A 23,865-nucleotide genomic window follows, 5' to 3' on the forward strand; every position below is an offset into this window, starting at 1 on the left:
TTCCTACCGTCATTCATCTATGTGGAACATTCCAGCCGGGTTGGGGAGATCCCTTTCAAGTTTGAACCCACGGTTTCCGTAAGCTCTGATTTCCAACCTGATAGGGGCAACGTCACCGGCTCGGTCATAGATCGCCCTGACGTTGTATTGGATCGTCTCACCAGCGTCGACTGCATCGGCCACTTGTTTCTCCACCTCATCCCTCATGATGGGAGTATTGATGGGGTCCTGAGTGAGAGTGACGAGGTTTTCCTCCAGATCTCCGCTACCGCCCAACTTGTCTGCGAGCAAGTGACCCCGCGCCTCGTTGTAGAGGCTCCCGTTGCCGCTCCAACCCGAAGGGTCGATTGCCTTGTTCGCCGGCGTCCCCTTACGCAGCATGGATTTCGTGATTGTCGCAGAGACCCCAGTGGCTCTGCCGTCGTCGTCCAAGGCGTGATAGCGGACAGCATTGCCATGTTCGTAGACATCGCAGTTGTGGACCAGAACCGGTGTGTCCCCGGCCTCCACATAGTACGTGTGGAGGGTGCCGATGGTGAGGTCGTAGGTCGTGGTGTGGGCGTGGTAGAGGCGGACACCGGTGACCTGGGCCGTGCCGGTCGGGGTCTGGAGGACGTCGCCGGCCTTCAGGTCCTTGGCCTGGACGAACGCCGACCGGGTCTCGTCGTAGAACGGGTGGTGGAAGGTCGTCGTCAGGTGCGCGCCCTGCGCGTCCTTCTCACCCGTGTCCACCTTGGCGTGCTGCGCCGCCGCGACCGGGCTGACCGCTGCCACCGGTGCCGTTGCCGACTGGTCGGTGTGGCCGTGGCCCGCCGCCAGTGCGCCCAGCACCGCCGCCGAGGCCGCCAGGCCGAAGGCCGCCTTGCGGGCCGCCTTCTTCGCCAGGGACTTCGCCCCGGCCTTCAGACCGGTCTTCGTCCCGTCCTTGACCGCCTGCTGGGCACCGGATTCGGCCGATGCCTTGATCGTCAGGTCCACGAAGTCGTGGTCAGTGTGGGTGACGATGACCGCGGTGACCTTGTGGGCCTCCGTGCCCGCCACACCCGGCACCGAGTTGGCAATCGTGTCACCGACCTTCACCTGGTCGATGGCCTTCGTCGTGCCGTCCGCCATCAGGACCCGGGTCGAGCCGGTGAAGCTGTGGGGCTCGTCCTCACATTTCTGGCGCGATCCACTCGGCCGTTCTTCCTCGGCCGACCCACCCGGCTCGTCCGAATGCGACTGAGCCTTGGTCCCGGCCCCCTGCGACTCCGCCGTCGCAGCCGCCTCGTCCGTGGCATCCGCCGTCGCTGAATCAGCCGCCTCGGTTGCCCCCTTGCCGAACAGGCCGCCCACCACGCTCATCGCCTTCGGCGCGACCTTGGCCAGCAGCTTGCCGCCCAGCTCGCCCATCGCGCCGCCCAGCGCACCCGTGGCCGCGCCCTCGATCGCCGAGCCCGCGAACGCACCCACGCTGCAGTCGCCGCCGCCGTTCTGCGCGCACTTGAAGCCCTGCTCCACCAGGGAGCCGGCCGCGCCCGCCAGCGCCGCGCAACCGATCGTGCCCACACCCCACGTGGCCGCCTCACAGCCCGCGAACACCGCCGTGGAGACCACGAACGACGTGATCGCCGCCGCGTGGTGCTTGACGTACGTCGCCGCCGTCTTCACGGCCGACACCGTCGCGTGGTAAGCCGTCCTGGCCACCGAGGCGACCTTGTGCGCCGCCTTCTTCACCACGCTCACCGCTTCGTGCGCGTAGTGCTTGGCCGCCCGCCACGCCCGGTGCACCACACTCGAGACCCGGTGATAGGCCGAGTGCACCGCATGCACCACATGGCGATACCAGCGTCTGACATGCCGTGCGGCGTAGTGATAGATCCGCCGCGTGTAGCGCACCGTCGCCCGGTACACATCCCGCACGTGCTGCACGAACCGGTGCGCCGCGTGCTTGACCGCGCTCACCGCGTGGTGCACCGCCTGACGCGCCCGGTGGTACAGGTGGGTCGCCGCCTTCTTCGCCGCGTGCCAGGCACTCTTGGCCTTGCTCGCCACGTGCTTGACCGCCTGCACCTCGCACGACCCGGTCCACCAGGAACAGTGACCGGATGGGTCCGTGCCCTCCATCGGGTTGTCCGCGACGTAGGCGAACGGGTTCGCGGCGGCCGAGTTCGGCACCGGGTTCGGCGAGAAGCTGTCCTTGTTCCGGAACTCGCCCGTGCCCGGGTCGTACCAGCGCGACGCCGTGCCCACGTCACCCGTGCCGGGCTCGGTCCAGCCGGACTGGAAGCCCAGGTGCCCGGCGATCGTGTTCGTCGGCGAGACCACCTTGCCCAGCGGGTCGTACGACACCGAACCCGCCAGCCCCGTCGCGCCCGAGGTGAACGTGCCCACCACGTCGTTGTGCTGGTCCGTCAGGGCCAGGACGCCGGTGCCGCCGGTCGGCTTGATGCCGATCAGGCCGCCCGAGGGGTCGTAGCTGTAGGTGTTGTCACCGTCCGAGGCGATCGTGTTGCCCGCGCCCGAGTACTGGAAGGTGCGCGGCGACCCGGTCGTGGTGTCCGTGTCGGTGATGTTCCGGCCGGTCGCATCCAGGGTGTAGGACTGTGTGCCCGCCACGATCTGGTTGCCGAACGCGTCCGCCTTGAACGCCATCGTGCCGCTCGCCGACGACTGCTGCGTCATCGTGCCGCGCGCCGAGTAGTCGTAGGAGTTCACTCCGTCCGACGTCAGCTGGTCGCGCTCGTCGTACGTGTACACGTTCGCGCCGTTGCGGATGCGGTTGCCGGAGGCGTCGTACGCGTACTGCGTGGTCGTCGTGCCGTCGTTCCACGACGTCAGGCGGTTCGCCCAGTCGTAGGTGTAGGTGTTCGCCGACGCGCCCGAGACACCCGTCGTCGTCTTCGACGTCAGGTTGCCGTTCTTGTCGTAGCCGTAGGAGAAGCTCGCCAGCGTGGAGGCGCCCTGGACCAGGGTGTCGCCCGTCAGCTGGTGGGCGCTGTCGTAGGTGAACGTGCGGGTCTGGCCCGTCGATCCGTACTTGATCGACTTCAGCTCGTTCAGCACCCCGTACCCGTACGTCAGGTGCGTGCCCGTGGCCGCGTCGTCCAGGGAGGCCAGACGGCCCGCCGAGTCGTAGCCGTAGTTCGTCGTGCCTGCCGCGTCCGTGCGGGAGAGCACCTGGCCGTCGTCGTTGTACGAGAAGCTGGACGAGCCCGCCGAGCCGGACGTGGTGAGCAGGTCACCGCGGTCGTCGTAGGTGAAGGCGTCGTGCGTGGCCGCCTGGTGGTCCGCCGCGCCGGTGGTGCCGGCTTCGGTGGTGTCCGCGGTCAGCACCCGGCCGTCCGCGTCGTAGGTGAAGCTGCGGGTGGCCGTCGCGGCGTCCGCGCCGGTGCCCGACATCTGGGTCAGCTGGCCCAGCGTGTCGTACGTCATGGACGTCGTCACGCCGCCCGGCTGGGTCACGTTCGTGAGCTGCCCGTCCGCGTCGTACGCGTACGTCGTGGTGGAGTCCGCCGCCGAGGTGTACTTCGCCGTCGTCGGCTCGGTCACCTTCTCCTGCTGGCCCCACGGCGTGTAGGTGTAGCGCCAGGAGTTGCCGCGACCGTCGGTGAACCGGGTCCGCCGGCCCGCCGCGTCGTAGCCGAACGACGTCGTGATCGACGTGGACGCGTCGACCGGCTGGATCTCCTGCGTGAGCGTGCCCGCCGCGTCGTACGTGAAGTGGCTGGTGTGGCCGTTGGCGTCCGTCGCGGAGATGACGTTGCCGTTGCCGTCGTAGCTCTGCGACGTCTGGGCCAGCACGTTGTTGTTCGCGTCGTACTGGGTGCTCTGCACCGGGGCGCCGGAGGCGTTGTAGTCCGTCTCCGACGAGGTGCCGTCCGGCAGGATCGTCTTCTGCCGGTTGCCCTCGAAGTCGTACGTGTACTGGGTGGTGTTGCCCGCCCCGTCCGTCACCGAGGTGATGTCGCCGGCCCGGTTGTAGCCGTAGGACATCTGCACACCACCGGGTGTGGTGGTCGACGCCAGGTGCGCGCCGTAGGGGTTGCCGGACGTGACCGCGTAGGAGTTCGTGGTCGTCAGCGTCTTCGTCGACGGGTAGCGCTCCAGCGTGCTCTGGGTCACCTGGCGGCCCAGGAAGTCGTACGTCGCCTGGGTCTGCGCGCCCGTGCCGTCCGTCGCCGACAGCTCGTCACCGGCCGCGTCGTACGTCGCATGCGTGGTGGTGCCGTCCGGTTCGGTGATCCGGGCGACGTTGCCCATCTGGTCGTACAGGTACGACGTGGTCCGGCCACCCGGCGTCGTCACCGACGTCTGGTTGCCCTCGCTGTCGTACGTCCACACCGTGGTGCCCGCGTTCGGCGTCGAGGCGCCGGCGGGGGTGTACGGCGGCAGGGTCTCGGAGACCTTGTTGCCGACCGCGTCGTACGCCGTCGTCGTGGTCAGGCCGTTGGGGTCCTGTTCCTCGACGGCCTCACCGAAGGTGTTGAAGCCGGAGGTGGTGACCGGGTGGACGGTGACCGGGTTGGTCCCGTCCGCCTCCGCCTGCACGGCCGGTGCGGTCGTCACCACGAGGTTGCCGGACTCGTCGTACTGGTAGGTGGTGGTGTTCTGCTCGGCGTCCGTCATGGACGTCGGCAGGCCGCGCTTGTCGTACGTCCACTTCGTCGTCTGCTCGTCGGACGAGCCGACCGTGCCGCCGGTGCGGCCCTTGCCGTACAGGGAGGAGACGTCGGAGGCGGACAGGGCGCGCTGGTAGACCTGCACGTCGGAGACGGCGCCGGGCAGCAGGTCGGTGGCGCTGCCCGCGTACTTGGCCTGGCCGATGGTGAGCGGGCCGGTGGCGCTCCACGGGGTGGTGTTGCTGCCGCTGCCGGCCAGGGCGCCGTTGACGTACAGCTTGATGGCCCCGGTGGTGGAGTCGTAGACACCCACCAGGTGCGTCCAGTCTCCGCTGGTCGGCGCTGCGGTGGAGTACGCCGCCGGGAACGACGGGCCCGAGGCGTCCTTGCTCGTCTGCTCCATGCTCCACAGCGGGGCGCTGGTGTGCGCGTAGTTGTACTGGAGCATGAACGCGCTGTTGGTGGTGCCGGTCTGCGCCACGACCGTGGCGTTGTGGGTCGGCAGCGAGCTCATCTTCACCCACGCCGAGACGGTGTACGACGAGGTGGTGTCGAGCACCGGTCCGTTGGTGGCGATCTGCTGGCCGGAGGTCTCCGCGAAGTTCGCCGCGTTGTCGCTCCAGGTGACGCCGGTGGCCTGCGCGGTGTTGCCGGTGCCGGAGGAGTCGGTGACGTTGGTGCCGGAGGTCTGGTTCAGCTTCCACCAGCCCGCGGGGTGACCGGAGGCGTCCCCGTACAGCGTTTCGCTGAGCAGGTTGCCCATGTCGTCGTAGGTGCTGGTGACGGTGCGGTCGTAGCCCGAGGAGTCGTGGTCGTTCTGGCTGGCGACCTGGTCGTCCGGCGTGTACGAGACCGAGGTGACGCGGTCCACGCCGGTCGGGTCGATGGTGGTGGAGGTGGTGCGGGCGGCCGCGTCGACGGTGTAGTCGGTGACGTTCTCGCCGTTGTCCGTCGTCTTGGAGATCAGGTTGCCGGCGGCGTCGTAGGTGTTGGACTCCAGGACGTAGCTGCTGGAGCCGTCGGCGTTCTTCTTGGTCGCCGTCGCGAGCAGGCCGTCGTCGGTGTAGGTGTACGACGTGGTGCTGCCCATGGCGTCGGTCACCGAGGCGAGGCGTCCGGACGGGTCGTAGGCGCGCGAGGACTCGATCAGCAAGGACGGCGTCTGGGGATTGACCGGGTCGCCCTTGTACATCAGGCCCTGGGTGAGCAGGTGGCCCTCGGCGTCGTACGTGTAGTCGATCTCGTTGCCCGCGCTCGAGACCTCCTTGGTCTTGTTGCCGGAGGTGTCGTACGAGTACGTCGTGGTGTTGCCGTAGGAGGCGCCCGCCGCGACGTTGGCGTCGGACTCGGTCGCCACGTGGTCGTAGTCGTCGTACGTCCAGGTCTTGGTGCGGGCCTGGTCGCCGCCGCTGCCGTCGGAGACGGTCTGCGAGGTGACGTTGCCGTCGTCGTCGAAGACGGTGGTGGTGACGGCGGAGTGGGTGGCGCCGGTGACGCGGTCGGTGAGCTGCGGGTCGTGCTCCTCGGTCACCTGTCCGGCCGCGTCGTACTGGTAGGTGGTGGTCAGACCGTCGGGGTAGGTGTCGGAGATGCTCTTCTGGCTGGTGACCTGGCCGAGCCCGTCGTAGGTGTACTGGGTGACCAGGCCGATGGCGTCGGTGGTGGAGGCCACGTCGCCGTTCGAGAAGTAGGAGACCTGGTTGACCGCGCCGCCGGGGCTGATGGTCTTCACCGGCAGGCCCTTGGGCACCACACCGCCGTCGGCGGACGGGTAGGTGCTGGTTCCGTCGCTGTAGACCGTGGTGGTGGTGCGACCGCTGGGGAAGCCGGGGACTGCGGGGCCGGTGACGGCGGTCTGGTTGCCGGCCGAGTCGTAGGTGTACGAGGTCAGGTAGGTGTTGTCGGTGGCGGACGAGGAGCGGCCGTCACGTGCGGTCAGCAGCTGGTCGTTGCGCGGGTCGGCGGTGGTCAGCTGGGCCGTGGTGTCGTCCGGGTAGTACGTGTAGTACTCGGTGTTGCACTTGTTCGCGGCCTGGTCCTGGCAGGTCGTCGAGGAGACGATGTTGCCGCGCACGTCATGGCCGGTGACGGTCATGGCGCCGTTGGGGTCGGTCACGGTGTGTTCGAAACCGGCCGTGTCGTAGCCGAAGCTGGTCCTGTTGCCGAGGGCGTCGGTCTCGGTCAGGGCGCGGTTGCCGTGGGTGACGTCGTAGGTGTAGGTGAGCGTCGCGTTGGTCGGTGTGGTGACCCTGACCGTCTCGACGGGCAGCAGGCCGGTGGAGTTCTTCGCCGCCTGGAACTGCTCGTTGACGTCGCCCGCGGACAGGTCGGACCGGTAGACGGCCGCCTCGGCGATCGAGCCGTTGAAGAACGTCGCGTAGCCGGTGTTGTCCGAGGTGTTGTGGTGGGTCTCGTCGGGCCAGTAGCCGCCGATGAAGCCCGCGCCGACGGAGAGGTACGGCTGGTTGTTCATGGCGGCGGTGCCGCTCTGGGTGCCGACCAGTGTGTCGTCGAGGTACAGCGACTGGCTGGAGGCCGACGACGACAGCACCACGTGGTGCCACTTGCCGTCGGTGACGGCGGCGGAGGAGGCGAGGGGCTTGGTGGTGCCGCCGGAGAACCAGAACTCGCCGTACAGCTTGCCGCTGCTGCCGACGTACAGCAGTGGCGTGTAGTTGCCGGGAGTCGTCCCCGAGCTCAGCGGGTCGCGGGAGGCTCCGAGCAGCACGCCGCCCGCGGTCGTGGTCTTGAACCACAGACCGACCGATTCGGCGCCGGAGCCGGGCACGGCGCCGCCCGGCAGGCTCACGTAGGAGGTGCTGCCGTTGAAGGAGGCCGTGGTGTGGTCGCTGAACGGTCCCGCGGCGCCGAGGGTGACCGCGTTGTAGGTACCGGTGCCGCCGCGCACCTCGTTCAGCGCCTGGGAGGCGCCGGCCGTCTCACCGAAGCGGAAGTACTGGTTCGGGGCGGCGCCCAGCACCGCGCCGCGGTAGGTGTTGCTGGAGCCGGTGACCGTGGGGGCGCCCGGCTTCCACACGCCACCGTTCTCGTCGGTGAGCTGGGTGAGGGTGGTGGCCGAGTCGTACGTCATCGCCGCGAACGTCTTGCCGGACGGGCGCGTGATGGAGGTCAGCAGGCTGGTGCTGTGCGTGCCGTACTTGTACAGCTCGCTGACGTCGGCGGCCTGCAGCGGGCGGCTGTACCAGGCGGCGTCCGCGATGGAGCCGTTGAAGTAGGTGGGGTAGCCGGAGCCGGAGGAGGTGGAGTAGTGCGGCTCGTCGGGCCAGCTGCCGCCGAGGAAGCCGGTGCCGAGGTAGTTGAACGACTGGTTCTTGCCGAAGGCGGTGGCGCTCTTGATGGAGACGGAACCGGTGCGCGAGCCGACCTTGGTGTTGTCCAGGTACAGGCTCTGGGAGTTGCCCGCTGCGGACAGCACCACGTGGTGCCACCTGCCGTCGGCGACCGAGGCGGAGGACACGATCGGGTTGACGCCGCCGCTGTACCAGAACTCGGCGTTCAGCTTGCCGTCGGTGCCTACGTAGATGGACGGCGTGTAGAAGCCGGCGGCCTGGCCGGAGCTGACGGGCTGGGAGGCGTAGGAGTAGATGACGCCGGGCCCCTGGGAGGTCTTGAACCACAGGGAGAGCGCACCGGAGTCGGTGTCGTTGCCGAGGTTCTTCGGCAGGGAGATGTCGGAGGTGGTGCCGTTGAAGCCGGCCGCCGTCGCCGAGGAGCCGGTCAGCGGGCCGGGCTGTCCCAGGGTGACGTTCTCGTAGGTGGCGTCGGTGGTGCCCTCGTTGGCCAGGACGCTGTCCTTGGCCGTGGTGCCCGAGGACTCCGACAGCGGCCAGAAGGTGTGCGGGTCCAGGTCGAGCGCGGCGTTGCGGTAGCCGGAGCCGCTGGTGTAGCCGTACGTGGTGCACTTGGTGGTGGACACCGGCGAGCAGACCTTCGTCAGCTGGTCGCCGCTGTAGCCGTAGGTCCACGTCTGCACGGTGGAGGAGTCGCCGGGTGTGACGGGGTCGGTGACCACGGTCGCCACGTGGGCGGCCTGGGCGCCGGTGGGCGTGGACCAGGTGAGGTTGAGCGAACGGCCCGAGACCGCGGACGTCATCTTGGTGACGAGGCCGCCGGCCCAGGTGAGGTTCACCGACCGCCCGTTGGCGTCGGTGACCGAGGTCAGGCCGTAGGCGCCGGAGCCCAGGGACTGGGTGAAGGTGTAGACGGTGTCGTCCTTGTCGGTCAGCGTGTAGCCGCCGGTGACCGACTTGAACGTGGCGAAGCGGCCGTTGCCGGGTGTGAAGGTGCCGTCGCTGTTCTTGCCGTAGCCGACCTCGGAGCCGTCGGGGTAGGTGACGTAGACACTGGTGACCGCGCCGGAGGCGTTGTACTGCTCGGTGGCCCTGGAGTCGAAGATGCTCGACCAGCCGGAGCCGAACGCGCCCGCCCAGCGCGGGTCGCGGGAGTTGTAGTCGCGCTGCACGTCCAGGGACGGGCCGACGGTGGAGATCGAGGCGTCGGTGTCGGACGTGGTGTAGTTGCCGATGGCCGCGTCGAAGCCGTGGTCGCTGCTGTTCTGCGACAGGCCCGAGGTGATCACGCGCTGCGGCACCTCGACGGACATCGCGTACGGGGTGGCCGTGGAGTAGAGGTTGGTGGCGGAGTCGTACGCCTGGACGGCCCAGGTGTAGGTCTTGCCCCAAGCCAGCTTCCCGGCGGGGACCGTCCAGTCACCCGTGGAGACCAGGCCGGAGTCGGCGACCTTGGTGCCGGTGGAGTCGAAGACCTGGAAGAGGTACTGGTTGCTGCTGCCGCTGCTGGAGTTGGCGCCGCCCGCCCACGCGGTCAGCTCCGGCGTGGTGGTGTACTCGACCGCGTTGTCGTTCGGGAACTGCTCGTACAGCTGGGGCGCCGTGTTGCCGTTGTAGGTGACCTCGATCCAGGGGCCCTTGCTCGGGTCGTTGAAGGAGCCGAACTGCTTCCAGTGCAGGTTGTCCGTCGTCGACGCGTAGACCGCCAGGCCGTAGTCGTTGGTGGTGCCGTTGAACCAGCCCTGGATGGCCGAGGTGGACAGCGCGACGGTCACCCAGTCGCCGACGCTGCGGTCGGCGCCGGTGTTGGCGCAGGCGTCGGGCACGCTCGGGGTGGCGTTGCCGATCGAGGAGCCCTTGGACGGCCCCGGGTAGCTGGTGACGGACTCGGGCGACCAGGAACTGGTCACGAGGGCGACGTCGAAACGTTCCGCCGTGCAGGTGGAGGCCCAGGTGTCGAACAGGTGCAGGTTGGCGGCGGTGACGGTGTTCTTGCTGCCGTCCCAGGCGGTGTCCCAGTGGTTGACGAAGCTGTTGGCCGCGTGGGTGCCGGAGTCGTAGGAGCCGACCTTGATGGTCTGCTCGTAGGAGTGGTCGACGTTGTTGCCGGATCCGGACTCGGCGTAGGTGGTGGTCCAGCCGTCGTCCACGGTCGGGTCGACGGTGACCGGGAAGACGCGGTGCGCGTCGTGCAGCCAGCGGCTGTCCAGGGTGACCCGCAGCGCGTAGCCGTCCTTGTCGTGGACCAGCTCGGTGGTGACCTCGTGAGTGGTGGCCGGGTCGCCGGAGCGGCGGTTCACCTTCGAGTCGTAGGCGTACGCCGGAGGGATGCGCTCGACGGTCTTGCCGGCGGAGTCCGTCAGGTCGATCCAGCCGTTGTCGCGCTGGACGGGGGTGAGCCCCTTGAGGGTCAGCGGGAAGGTCCAGGTGTTGCCGGCGTCCGCGGAGTGCAGGACGACCGACTCCTTCACACCGGTGGCGGTGGGGGCGAGCTTCAGGTCGGTGGCGCCGAGGACGCCCGCGTAGGTGACGGTGGAGCCGTGTGCGGTGCCCTCGACGGGAGCGGCGCCCTTGAGGGCGTAGGCGACGCGGTGTGCGGAGTCGGTCGCGAGGGAGGCGAGGGCGGGGTCGGTGGCCCTGACGCCGAAGTCGACGGCGAGGGAGTTGGCCTTCTCGTGCCAGCGGCCGTCGGGGCCGGCCCGCACGTCCACGTCGATCGGCGCCCATCTACCCTTGCGCACCTGGTAGTTGACCGGTGTCAGATGCATCTGGCGGGTGATCGAGCCGTCGGCGTTGTCGTAGACCGTCGCGGTGCGCGAGGACTTGGCCGCGTCGCGCTTGCTGGTGCGGGCGTTGAAGCTGCCGCTGCGGCTGCGGCCCTGCTTGATGGCCGGCTGGTGCGGGTGGTACGCGGCCAGTTCACCGCGTCCCTTGCCGGGTGCGTGGCCGGCGCCCCGGCCCGCCTCGGTGGCCTTCGCCGACACGTGGTGCGCGTGCCCGGCGGCCGTCCCGGACTCCTGACGCGGCAGGTCGCCCCAGTGCGGGTCGGTGAACCAGCGTGCCATGGAGCCGAGGCTGAGCTCCGGCATCTGGACCGAGCCCAGCTCCATGCCCTCGGCCATGGCCTGATTCGTCGTCAACGACAGGGCCAGGGCCGTGAGAAGCAGCACAGCGAGGCGACGGCGCACTCGGTGGGCACGGCGAGCGGGATGGACGCGGCGGAACGACCGAACGCGCACAGCAACGACTCCAACGGTCAAGAAGGGCACAAGAAGCGCGCTGATCCTGCCTGTTGTGAACCTGCCGTGCACAGATCAGAGGAATGATCTTGCCCCGGACTTGACCAGTCCTGGATGAACCTGCCCGGGTTCGCGCTCGCTCGTCCCTTTGGGTCTTGATAACTCCTTTACAGGTAACGGAGGTTCTTGACCGGAGGCGCGCCGGCCCAGCGGTCGGCGGGGGTGGGGCCGGCGCCCGGTCGGTTACCCGTCACCGGGTAACTCGAGCTCCCGTTCATCGCCTGCGCCCGCCTCGCGCAGTCCATGAGCGCGGCAGGCCGGGCCGTCCGTCGGTCACTGACGTGTCCCGAACGCCGCACGCTCGGGCAGACTCCGTGCGGGCGGCGCCGCAGAGCCGGAGCGCGAGCGCGATCTCTGCGAGCGCGATCTCCGCGCGATGCAGATCGAGAAGATCGGGATCCTGCCGAACCAATTGCGCGACGCTGTCGATGACGCGGACCGGGACGTCGCGGATGATGCCTTCCCGAGCCCCAGGCTTCGCTTGCCCATGGCACTGCCCAGGTTTCATCTCCGGGAAGAGCAGGCAGAACGCCGTCAAATCCATAGTGGTCACCGACAGCGAGGGACGCGTGGCATGGTGCAGAGCGACGACAAGTCACTGGGAAAGGCTCATTACAGCGAAGAGCCCCGGCAGAGGCCGGGGCTCTTCACATTATGCCGCTACTCGGCACCTACGGAACGACCGGTCACGAGATCTCTGCCGTACCCAGCACGGATCCGCGCCGGGGGTCCAGCAAGTTGACATCATTCCTCTCGAACCTGTCCTCCAGGGACTCCTGACCCCGTCGACGGACATAGGCTGCCTCATTGGCATAGACAGGAACAAGCCACAGAATTGAAATCTCCTGGCCTGCGTCCTGGAAAGTGCCGAATTCCGGAGGGTATGCGTACAGCTCAGAGACAAGCAGCTGATCCGCTTCGCTCCCCTGGATCCACGGCCACCCAATGCTCAGCAGCGTACCCACGTGTGCGTTGCGCCCCGCAGCCTGCCAGTCCGCGACCATGGTCACCGTTTCGACATGGCGGGGGAACTCGTAGGGGGACAGCAGGGCGAACTCGTGGAATCCCTCACCGGCGGCTGACGCTCCCATCGAAACGTACATCCAGGGCTCGGACGCGTCAGTCGGCTGAATGCGGCGGACATGAAACCCTGGAATCTCCTTCTCGATGGGCCCCGCCTCCCAGCGCGCGTCCGAGTGGATGCCACTCGGCCACATGGTCCGGAGGTGTCGGTCGAGCGCCGCCTGGCGGCCTTCGATCAAAGAATCCATGGTCACCTTTCCATTCCGAAGGCCTCTGCCAGTCTTGTCAGGGCCCCGGACAACCTACCGCCCTGACTGCTCTGGCATCGTCGGCATCTCACCCCGTTGATACCCAGGTTCCTGGCATACTCCCGCCGCTCAGCATTCGTCATCTGCCATCCATCGCGGAAGTAGTAGTGAATACCGAGCTCCGGATCATGCTCAGGAACAGGCTGGGTAGGGGTCCCCGAGATCATCACCTCCCCACAGTCCAGGCACCGCTGACCCTCACCGGCCGCGCGAGCAGCGCGCCCCGCAGGGCCTCGGGTCTGCGCGCCGCCGTAGTCACGCTTCCGGTTGTACCTGTTCTTCGGCATGGGCTGTGGCTGCAAGTCCGTCACAGTGCCATCGGAGCCCACCTCGAATCGCGGCCCCGCTGCGATCGGACAGGCGTCGCCGTCGTTGTTGTGGACGAGGACGACGTCGGATGCACCGGCCGCCACCTGGTAGGTGTGCAGACCGTCGATGGTCAGGTCGTACGTGACGCGCTGTGCCGTGTACGCCTTGACATCGAGGATGCCGGTCGAGCCGCCGTCGCCGTTCTGGAGCTTGTAGCCCTTCTTCAGGTCGCCGGCCTGGGTCCAGGCGTTGTGGCTGACCTCGTAGAACTGGTGGTGCTTGGTGGTCTGGATCGTCTTCGGACCTGACTTGGTGGCCACGACGACATCGACGTAGTCACGGTCGGTCTTGGTGACGATCACCGCCTTGACCCGGTGTTTCTCCTTCGTCTTCTTGCCGGGCTCGGCGGTCAGGACCCAGTCCCCGACCTTCACCTGGGAGATCGGCTTGGCGATCGCGTTCGCCATCAGCACGCCGGTGGAGCCGGTGAAGCTGTGCGGGGTGCAGCCCTTGCGGCCGAACTTGCTGGCCGCCGCGCCGAAGATGCCGCCCGTGACGGCGCCCGTGGCAGTCGCCTTGGCCGCACCGCTCGCGCTGCAGCCCTCCTCGCTCATCCCGCAGGTGACGCCGTAGCTCACCGCGCCTTCCGCGGCTCCGCCCGCGGCACCCATGGCCGCGCCCTGCAGCACCTTGCCGCCGACACCGGCGAGCAGGCGGCCCACCGCGCCGGAGGCCGCACCGCCTGCCGCGCCGCCCAGGGCACCGGTCACGGCACCGATGGCGACCGCCCCGACGAAGCCCCCGACGGACTTGGGACCGTCGCTCATCATGTAGCCGACGGCGTTGGCGGCGGCGCCGGCCAGAGCCGCGCAGCCGACCGCGCCCACGCCCCAGCTGGCGGCCGTGCAGCCCGCGAAGACCACCACGCCCGTCGCCACCGCGGCGATGGTCGCGGCGTGCTGCTTCACGTAGTTGGCCGTGGCCTTGACCGCCTTCTTGACGCCTCTGCCGATCTTCTTGACGGCACTCTTGGCTGCCTTGACGGCCTTGGAGACGCCGCTCTTGACGGCCTTGGCGACCTTGCGGACGGTTCTCTTGACGTGCTGGACGACCTTGTGGACGTACCTCTTGACGCGTTTATAGGTGCGTTTGACGTATCTCTTGATCTTTTTGACGCTGTCGTGCACATAGTGCACGGCCTTGCGGACCACCCGGCGGGCCTTGCGGACCACCTTCTTGACCGCCTTCTTGATCTTCTTGGCGGCCTTGCGGACGGCCTTCGCGGCGCGCTTGACGGTGCTCTTGGTCTTCTTCCAGGCCGACTTCGCGACCTTCTTGACCTTCTTGGTGACCTTCTTGATGGCCTTCTTGATGAACCCGAACCAGTGACCCGTCGGGTCGGTGCCCGTCATCGGGTTGTCGTTGGCGTAGGCGTACTGGTTGGCGTTCACCGAGTCCGGCAGTGGGTCGTTGCTCACCGTGTCACGGCTGTTGAACTGCCCGGTCTGCGGCGAGTACCAGCGCGCGGCCATGTTGACCCTGGCCGTCTGCGGGTCGGTCCACCCGGACTGGTAGCCCAGGTTGCCCAGCATCCCGGCCGCCGAGGACGTCTTGCCGAACGGCGTGTACGTCGCCGACCCGGTCAGCGCCTCCGCGGAGTCGGTGAACTGGGCCACCACGTCGTCGTGGATGTCCGTCAGCGCCAGCACCGACGAGAGGGCCGTCTTCACGCCCAGCAGCGAGCCGTCGGCGTCGCGGCTGTAGGACGTCGCACCGTCCGACGCCACGTCGTTGCCCACACCGCTGTACTTGAACGAGAAGACGTCGGAACCCGTGCCGTCCTTGGCGCTCAGGACACGGTCCAGACCGTCGTAGGTGTACGTCCGGTCACCCTCGTTAATCACGCGGTTGAAGGCGTCGGCCTTGAGCGAGGTCTGTGTCCCGCTCTCGTCCGTGATCGTCTTCAGCGTGCCGCGCGCGGTGTACGTGTACGAGTTGTGCCCGTCCGACGTGAGCCGGTTCCGGGCGTCGTACGTGTACGTGTCGCCGCCGGCGCGGGTGCGGTTGCCCGAGGCGTCGTAGCCGTAGGTCTCCGTCGTCGTGCCGTTGTTCCAGGAGGTCAGCCGGTTCGCCCAGTCGTACGTGTACGTGTTGCTGGACGCGCCCGCGACACCCGTCGTCGTCTTCGACGTCAGGTTGTCGTTCTCGTCCCATCCGTAGGAGAGGGAGGCGAGGACCTTGCCGGTGGGCGAGGTCAGCTTGTCGTTGGTGATCCGGTCCAGGGCGTCGTAGGAGAACTCCCGCTTGGACTTGGCGGTGCCGTAGTCGACCTGCTTGACGTTGTTGTTGACGTCGTAGGTGTAGGTCAGCGTGGAGCCGGTGGCCCCGTCGTCGACCGTCTTGAGCCGGCCGGCCGTGTCGTAGCCGTAGGTCGACGTGCCCGACGCGTCCGTGCGGGACGTCATCGCGCCGTCGCCGTTGTAGGCGAAGGACGAGGTGCCCGACGGGCCGGACGTCGACAGCAGCAGACCGCGGTCGTCGTAACTGAAGGTGTTCAGATCCGTGTCCGCACCCGCGACGGCCGTGACGCGGTCGTCGGAGTCGTACGCGTAGGTGTGGTCGACCGTGGCGGCCTCCGCACCCGTGCCGGTGGTCCTCGTCAGCCGGCTCTTGGCGTCGTACTCGTTGGTGACGACCACACCGCCCGGGGAGCGCTGCTCCTTCACCCGCCCGTTCGCGTCGTACACCGTGGTGAACGTGCGGTCCGCCAGGTCCGGGTGGGCCGGGGTGGACGGCTCGATCAGTGACTCGGGCATCCCCCAGGTGTTGTAGGTGGTGATGAACGGGTTGCCGCGGCCGTCGGTGAAGCGTGTGCGGTTGCCCGCCGCGTCGTAGCCGTAGGTCGTGGTGATCGACTCGGTCGCGGAGACCGGCTCCACCGCCTTGGTGACCAGGCCCGTGGGGTCCACGGTGAACGTGGTGGTGTGGCCCCGGTAGTCGGTCACCGACAGCGGGTTGCCCGCACGGTCGTACGTGGAGCGGCTGGTGCGCAGCACCGCGCCCTGCGCGTCCAGGTCCTGGGTGGTGACCAGTTGGCCGTAACCGTCGTAGGTGTTCTTGGTGCTGGTGCCGTCGGGGTCCTTCGCGGTGAGGACCTGGCCGTCCATGTTGTAGGTGAACGTCGACACGTTGCCCGCGGGGTCGGTCGCCTCGGTGACCTCGCCGAGAGCGTTGTACTGGTACGACTCCGCCACACCCGTCGGGCTGACCCGCCGGGACAGGTCACCGCCGGGCGCGTTGTACTCGTTGATCGCCGTGTAGGCCCGCTGGGTCGGCTGGCGCACGATGTCCGTGCTGGTCAGCTCGTTGCCGAGGTAGTCCCAGGTGGACTCCTCCCGGGCGCCGTTCGGGCGGGTGGTCGACAGCAGGTCGCCGTTGGTGTCGTACACGAACGTCGACTTGTCGCCGCCCGGCTCCGTGACGGAGGCCACGTCGCCGAGCTGCGTGTACGTGTACGTCGTCCGGTTGCCCAGCGGGTCGACCTCCGCCGTGACCTGGCCGAGCTTGTTGTACTCGTTCCAGGAGGTGGCCGTGATCGGCGTCGAGGAGCCCGGCGGGGTGTAGTCCGGCAGCCTCGTCGAGGTCTCCTGGCCCTCGGCGTCGTAGGCGGTGACCGTGACGTTGCCGGTCGGGTCGGAGGTCTCGGTCACCTCACCGAACGTGTTGTACCCCGTCATCGAGATGGGGCGGACGGCCGTGGCGGTGCCGCCGTTCGTCTCGGCGTTGACGACCGGCTCGGTGACGGTGGTCTGCTGGGCGGCCTCGTCGTACCCGTAGTCGGTGGTGTTGCCGTTGGGGTCGGTCATCGACACGGGCAGGCCGCGCTGGTCCAGCTTCCACGTGGTGGACCTGATCGAGCTGCCGGCCGCCGGCAGGGTGCCGTCGTACAGCGACGACACCTGCGAGGCGGTCAGTGCCTCACCGTAGATCTGGACGTCGGCGATCGAGCCGTCGGCGTTCTCGGCGTACGTCCCGTTGTAGAGCCGTCGTCCGATCTGCAGCGGGCCGGTGGCCTCCCAGGGGGAGGTGAAGGCGGTCGTGGTCCCGGACTGGGAGCCGTTGACGTACAGCTTCAGCGACGCGGTCGCCTGGTCGTAGACACCGGTGAGGTGGGTCCAGGTACCGCTCGTCACCGCCGACGTGCCGGAGTAGGTCCGGATGGTCGACGCGCCGCTGATGTCCGAGCCGTGGCGGTTGAAGGTCCAGCCGTACGCCGTGGAGTAGTACAGCTGGAAGCCGCTGGCCACCTTGCCGTCCTGCGCGAGGAAGGTGCTGTTCGCGCTCGTCGAGCCGAGCTTGACCCAGGCCGAGACGGTGAAGCTGCCGCTGGTGTTCACTGCCGGACCGTCGGCCTGGCCGTAGGCGCCGGTGGTGCCGTTGAAGACCGCGGAGCCGCCGTGCTCGGTGGAGCGGGTGACGGCGCTGCCCAGCGTCACCTTGCGGTTGCCGCCGGAGGAGTCGTCGGCCGTGGGACCGCTGGACTCCGACAGCTTCCAGCGCGCCACCGGAGCGGTGGTGCCGTCGTGCACGGTGGTCGCGGTGACGTTGCCCAGGTTGTCGTACAGCGTGTCCGAGGTGCTGACGTCGCCGGTCGCCGGGTCGGTCTCCGTCTCGCTGACGACATTGTCGTCCGGGTCGTAGGAGACCTTCGTGGAGCGGTTGGCCCCGGTCGGGTCGAGCACCGAGGACGTGACGCGGTCGTCCGCGTCCACTGCGAACGTGGTGGTGGTCCGGCCGTCGTTGGTCACCTGCTTGGTCAGGTTCCCGGCCATGTCGTAGGTGTTGGACTCCTCCACGAACTGCTTGCCGCCGGCCGGGTCCTTGCGGGTGACCGTGGCCGCCAGGCCGTCGTCGGTGTAGGTGTACTCGGTCACCCAGCCCATCGCGTCGGTGATCGACGCGAGCCGGCCCGCCGGGTCGTACGCCCGGGACTCCTGGACCAGCGTGGTGGGCGACGAGGGGCTGTTTGGGTCGCCGGTGTAGTTGACCAGGTTGCTGGTGAGCTGCCGACCCTCGGCGTCGTAGGTGTAGGTGTTGACGTTCCCCTCGGGGTCGGTTTCCTTCACCTTGTTGCCGTAGACGTCGTACTCGAACGACGTGACGTCGCCGCCCGGGTCGGTCCGTGTGGCGACGCGGTTGTGGGCGTCGTACGTCATCGACGTCGTCCGCGAGGTGTCACCGCCGGTGAGGTCGGAGACGGTCTGGGAGGTGACATCGCCGTCGTAGTCGTAGGCCGTGGTCGTGTGCGCCTGGTGCACCGCCCCGGTGACGCGGTTGGTGACCGACGGGTCGGTCTCGGTGATCACCTGGTCGTTCTTGTCGTACGACCAGGTCGTGGTCAGACCGTCCGCGTCGGCGTCCGATATCTCGGTCTGCGCCGTCTTCCGTCCCAGGTTGTCGTAGGTGTACTCGATCTCGGCGCCGTTGGCGTCCGTGACCTGGGCCAGGTCTCCGTCGGCGAAGTAGGCGTACTTCGTCGTCCTGCCGCCCGGTGTCGTCACCGTGTCGACCAGACCCGCGGGCGCCACCGCCGTGCCGCCCTCGGCCGCCGGGGTCGAGGAGGTGGTGTAGGCGGTGGTGGCGGTGCGGCCGTTCGGATGGCCGGCCACCGGCGGGCTGGTCACCGACAGCAGGTTGCCGCCGCTGTCGTAGGTGTAGCTGGTCAGGTAGGTGTTGTCCGTGGCGGACGCGGACCGGGCGTCCCGCTCGGTCAGGAGCAGGTCGTTGCGGGGGTCCATCGGCGGGAACGCGGTGGTCGCGTCCGGGTAGTACGTGTAGTACTCGGTGGCGCACTTGTTCGCGGCCGTGTCCTGGCAGTCGGTCTGGGAGACCGTGTTGCCGCGGACGTCGTGCCCGGTGGTGCTCCGGTTGCCGTTGGCGTCGGTCACGGTGTGCAGGAAGCCGCCCGTGTCGTAGCCGTAGGTGGTCCGCCGGCCGTTGGTGTCGATCGCGGCCAGCAGACGATTGCTCATCTCCGCGTCGTAGACGTACGTCAGCGTCTTGTCGGTCGGGTCGGTGAGCGTCACCGTGCGCACCGGCGCGACGCCCGAGGACGCCTTGTACGCCGACCAGTGCTGCTCGACGTCGTCCGCGCTCAGGGCGTGGTCGTAGGCCGCGACCTCGGCGATCGAGCCGTTGAAGAAGCTGACGTCACCCGGGGACTGGTACCAGTACTTGCCGAAGCCCGCGCCGACGAAGGTGCGGGTGTTGGACTGGTCGCCCGCCTGTCCGCTGAAATCGGCCTGCCTGGTGCCGTCGAGGTACAGCGTCTGGGTCGTCCCCGAGGCGGACAGGACCGCGTGGTGCCACTGGTTGTCGTCGACGGTGCCCGTGGACCCGAAGGCGGTGCCGCCGGAGCCCGAGACGCTCCACCAGTGACCGTGCAGCTTGCCGTCGGCGCCCACGTACAGCAGCGGGTTCCAGGTGCCGGACGGAGTGGCGAGGGTGGGCGGCTGCGACTGGTCGGACATGATCACGCCGGGGCTGCCGGTCTTGAACCACAGCTCGACGGCGCGCGAGGAGGAGCCATGCCACGGGGTGAACGGGATCTCGGCGTAGGAGGACGTGCCGTTGAAGGACGCGGCGGTGACGTCACCGGTACCGAAGGGGCCCGTGACGCCCTGGGTGACGGTGCTGTAGGTACCAAAGCCGGTGTGGATCTCGTTGGCGGCCTGCGCGGCGCCCTGGGTGTCGGCCAGCCGCCAGTAGCCGGTGGGCGCGGAGCCCATCACGGCGGAGCGGTAGACCTGCGAGGAGCCGGTGACGGTGGGCGGGTTGAGCTTCCAGGTGCCGCCGTCGCCGTCCGTGGCCTGCGTGACCAGGTCGTCGGTGGTGCTGTAGACGACCTGGGACTGGGTCTTCAGGCCCGGTGTGGTGACCCTGCTGAGCAGACCGGCGGACCGCTTGGCGGCCTGGTACTGCGCCGTGATCACCGACGGGTCGAGAGGCTCGGAGTAGATGGCGACCTCCGCCATCTGGCCGGTGTAGTGCCCGAGCTGGTCGTTGGGGTTCATCGCCGGCCAGCCCTGGGTGTTGACGCCCGCGCCGAGCGAGATGTAGGGCTGGTTCCAGTCGTTGATGGTGCCGGAGAGGGAGCCCTGGGCCACACCGTCGAGGTACAGGGTCTGGCTGGTGGCCTGACCGGTGAGGACGGCGTTGTGCCACTGGCCGTCGGTGACGGTGGCGCCGGAGACGATGTTGGGGCTGCAGCTGGGTGACATGGCCAGGCAGCCGCGCAGTTTGCCGTCGGTGCCGACGTACACCGCGGGGGTGTTCTTCGTCGTGTTGTTCGCCGGGTCGGCATCGCTCAGCGGCTTGTCGCCGTAGTAGAACAGCACGCCTCCCGCCGTGGTGGTCCTGAACCACAGCGACACCGTCATGTACGACGGCGTCGCCCCCGGCGCGGACGGCATCTCCACGTACGACGTGGTGCCGTTGAACGTGGCCGTGGTCTGCGTGGAGCCCGCGAGCACGGACGAGCCGCCCAGGGTCACGTTGTGGTACAGGCCGTTGTAGCGGCCCTGGTTGGTGTCGACCGCGTCCTTGGCGACGGTCGCACCTGCGGCCTCACCCAGCCGCCAGTACGCGTACGGGTCGGCGTCCAGCACCGTGGTGCGGTAGTGGTTGCCGGTGGCGTACGTGTACGAGGTGCAGTGCGCCCAGTCGGCCGGCGGGCAGACCTTGGTCAGCTGGTCACCCGAGTAGCTGTACTGCCAGGTCTGCACGGTGCTGGAGTCGCCGGCCGTGGCGGGGTCGGTGAAGACCGTCGCGACGTGCGCGGTGGTGGCTCCGGTCGGGGTCTGCCAGGTCATGCCCAGCGAGCGCTTGGACGTCTCGTTGGTGATCTTGGTCAGCTGCTCGGACGTGTTGTAGGTGAACGTCTCGGTGCGGCCCGCGTAGTCCTTGATGCTGGATATCGCGTAGATACCGGCCTTCGCGGTCGCCTGCTTGAAGGCGTACTCCGTGAAGTCCTTGTCCGTCAGCGTGTAGCCGCCGCTCACCGACTGCAGACGGGCGTAGCGCCCCAGCGGAGGCTGAAACGTTCCGTCGCTGTTGCGGCCGAAGGCGACCTGCTCACCGCCCGGGTAGGTGACGATCACGCTGGTGACCGTGCCCGACGGGTCCTTGTCCTCGGCCGCCTTCATGTCGACGACCGTCGACCAGCCGGCGCCGAAGGCGCTGTCGATCCGCGGGTCGATGCTGTTGTACGAGCGGTCGATCTCCAGCGAGGGACCGACCACCTCCACGTCCGCGTCGCTGTCGTCCGTGGTGTAGTTCGCCTCGGACGGGTCGAAGTCGTGGCCGTCGGTGTTCTGGGCCAGGCCCGAGGTCACCGGCGGCTGCGGCACGGCGGTGGTGAAGCGGCTGGAGTACGTCACCTCGTCGTAGCCGTCGCTCACCCCCACGTACCAGACGTAGTTCTTGGACCAGGTGAGTTTGCCCGCGGGGATCTTCCAGCTGCTCCTGGACATCGCGCCGGAGGTGGCCACCGGCGTGGTGCTGCCGGAGTCGGCGTCGTAGACCTCGAAGGTGTACGTCAGAGCCGCGTTCGGCCACTTGTCCGCGTCGCTCGCATAGACCAGCAGCTCCGGCTGGAGGGTGTGGGCCTGGAAGTTCTCCGGCGGGTACTGCGCGTTGACCTGCGGCTTGGTGTTGGGCGCGTAGGTCAGGTCCAGCGACGGGCGCCAGCTCGCCGTGACCGAGTCGTCGGAGTGGAACTTCTTCCAGTGCAGGTTGTCGTTCGTCGGCGCCGCGAGCGCCAGACCACGGTTGGCACCGCCGGTGGCCACCTGGGTGAACCAGGACGTCGACAGCGTCACCGGCATCTTCACGCCGACGCTGGCGCTGCCGCTCGTGTTGGTGCAGGAAGCACCGGGATTGACGGTGGCGGAGCCGATGGCGGAGCCGTACGACGGACCGGGGTAGGTGGTGGTCGTGGTCGGCGACCACGACTGGGTCACCGGGTACACGGAGAACGGCTCAGCGGTGCAGGTCGAGGACCACAGCGCCCAAACGTTCAGGGTCGCCGCGGAGACCTTCTGGCCGGCGAGCGTCGTGCCGAGTGACGAGAACTGCAGGAAGGAGTTGGCCTTCGTGGTGCCCGCGTCGTAGGAGCCGACCTTGATCTGGGTCTCGGCGGAGCGGTTGGCGCTGTAGTCGTTCTCGACGTACGTCGCCTCGCTCGCGAGGACCGTCGTCGGGTCGACGGTGACCGGGTAGACCCGCTTCGGGTCGTCCAGCCACGCCCGGTCGGCGGTCATCCGCAGCGCCGGCTCGCCGTCCACGGTGGTCAGCTGGTAGGAGACCTTCCCGGAGCGGGTGCCCTCGCCGGAGCGCCGGTCGATCCGGGAGTCCTCCATGTAGGCGTGCGGGATGGTGGCGGTCACCTTGCCGTCGGCATCGGTGAACTCCACGTCGCCGTCCTCGGCGAGACGCGGGGTGAGGCCCTTGGCGTCGAGCGGGAAGAGCCAGGAGTCGGCCGCGTCGCGGGAGCGCAGGACCAGGTTCTCCTTGAAGCCGTCGGCGATCGGGACGAGCTGGACGTCCGTCTCGGGCAGCGCGCCGTCGTAGACGACCCTGCCGCTCTCGTCCTCGGTCGCCGCCGCCTTGCCCGCGCCGCGCAGCGCGTACGTCAGGGACCGGCCGGCGCCGAAGTCGACGGAGGCCAGCTGCTCGTCGGCGGCGTTCGGGGCGAACGCGACGCCGAGGGAGTTGGCCTTCTGCTCGAACCGGCCGTCCTCGCCCGTGACCAGGCTGGTGTCGATCGGCTTCCAGCTGCCGTCGGCCGCCTTGAAGTTGGTACGACCGCTGTAGTGGCGGATCGTGACGGAGCCGTCGGTGTTGACGTAGTAGTCCGACGTGGCCGTGGACTTCTTGGCGTTGCGCCTGCTGGTGCGGGGGTCGAAGCTCTTCGCCGTGCCCCTGGCAGGGCCGGTCGTGACCTTCCCGGCCTTCTCGACGGGGCGCTTGTACGGGTCGAGCTCACCCTTGCCCTTGCCGGGCCTGCGGCCGACGCCGCGGTCGGCGTCGGTCGCCTCGGAGGAGGCGCGGTGGCTCTTGCCGCGGGCGGTGCCACCTTCCTGATCCGGGGTGTCCAGCGGGGACTCGGTGGCCCACCTCCACAAACCGGACAGGGACAACTCGGGCATGCTCAGCGGCGACAGCGTGGCACCGGTGGCTTCCGCCGTCTCGGTGGTGAGCATGAAGGAGAGGGAGACAAGAACAGAAAGTGCCGTAGCCCTCGCTCTGCGCCTGCCGGTACCACCCGGCGGGAACAAGCGAGGACTGCGGACCCAGCGCACACGCATGGGCAGCCTTTACTCACGAGCCGACAAAAGCTTCGCAAGCCTGCCCCAAGAGCACGCAAAGGTTCTACATGAGATCGGCAACGTTAGCCGATCTTTATCAACCAACCGGAACCCGAGCCGCAGTTCACGCGTTGGGCGCGCGCACGGCCCGTCTGATCGCTTGCGTCATCGTCTCCTTGAGACTTTCGCCGGGCTCGGCGACGGGGACGCTCTCCGCCGTGCCCGCCGCCGACCACACCGGGTCCTCATCGTGCGTCGCCGCCCGAGGGCCTGACGAGCAGACAGTGCAGCGCCGCTCCGAGCGTGGAGGCGAACAGCAGCAGGACGTCGGCGGCGTACTGCAGGCCGTGGGTGTCCACCGGTGTGAGCACGGCCTGGAACAGCCATGCCACGTTCACCACGCTGAAGACCGACGCCGCCAGCCAGTCGGCGCGCGTGCCCCGCCGGAAGGCGAGCACAAGCGAGGGCACGGCACCCAGCATTCCCAGACTCACCAGGGGGACGACCGCCAGCGCCGCCCGGAACAGCAGCCCGGGCACGGTGCCTGTCACCGCTTCAGTCGCGCGCGCGGCGCCCATCTCCTGCTTCACGGCCGTTCACCTTCGTCTCTCGGGATCATGTCTACGTGGAGGCCCGTCCACGTACAC

5 protein-coding genes are annotated in these 23,865 nt (G+C 68.4%); all 5 read right to left on the bottom strand.

The window, feature by feature from the left end; genetic code table 11:
• Positions 1-9: 9 nt before the first annotated feature.
• The gene (locus tag AC5WS8_RS23050; protein WP_496105340.1) at positions 10-11,082 is read right to left on the bottom strand and encodes a LamG-like jellyroll fold domain-containing protein; all 11,073 of its coding nucleotides are present in this window, start codon (positions 11,080-11,082) and stop codon (positions 10-12) included.
• 343 nt (positions 11,083-11,425) lie between these two features.
• The gene (locus AC5WS8_RS23055; protein WP_496105341.1) at positions 11,426-11,764 is read right to left on the bottom strand and encodes a hypothetical protein; all 339 of its coding nucleotides are present in this window, start codon (positions 11,762-11,764) and stop codon (positions 11,426-11,428) included.
• A gap of 133 nt (positions 11,765-11,897) precedes the next feature.
• On the bottom strand, positions 11,898-12,482 hold the full coding sequence (locus tag AC5WS8_RS23060; protein WP_496105342.1) for a suppressor of fused domain protein: 585 nt from the start codon (positions 12,480-12,482) through the stop codon (positions 11,898-11,900).
• 2 nt (positions 12,483-12,484) lie between these two features.
• Positions 12,485-23,113 (bottom strand): LamG-like jellyroll fold domain-containing protein, encoded by a 10,629-nt coding sequence (locus AC5WS8_RS23065; RefSeq protein WP_496105343.1) that lies wholly within the window; start codon positions 23,111-23,113, stop codon positions 12,485-12,487.
• A gap of 350 nt (positions 23,114-23,463) precedes the next feature.
• Positions 23,464-23,808 carry a hypothetical protein gene (locus AC5WS8_RS23070; RefSeq protein WP_496105344.1) on the bottom strand — a complete coding sequence of 115 codons (345 nt, stop codon included), beginning with the start codon at positions 23,806-23,808 and terminating at the stop codon, positions 23,464-23,466.
• Positions 23,809-23,865 lie beyond the last annotated feature (57 nt).

The sequence above is a fragment of the Streptomyces sp. PTL18 genome, assembly GCF_059510295.1.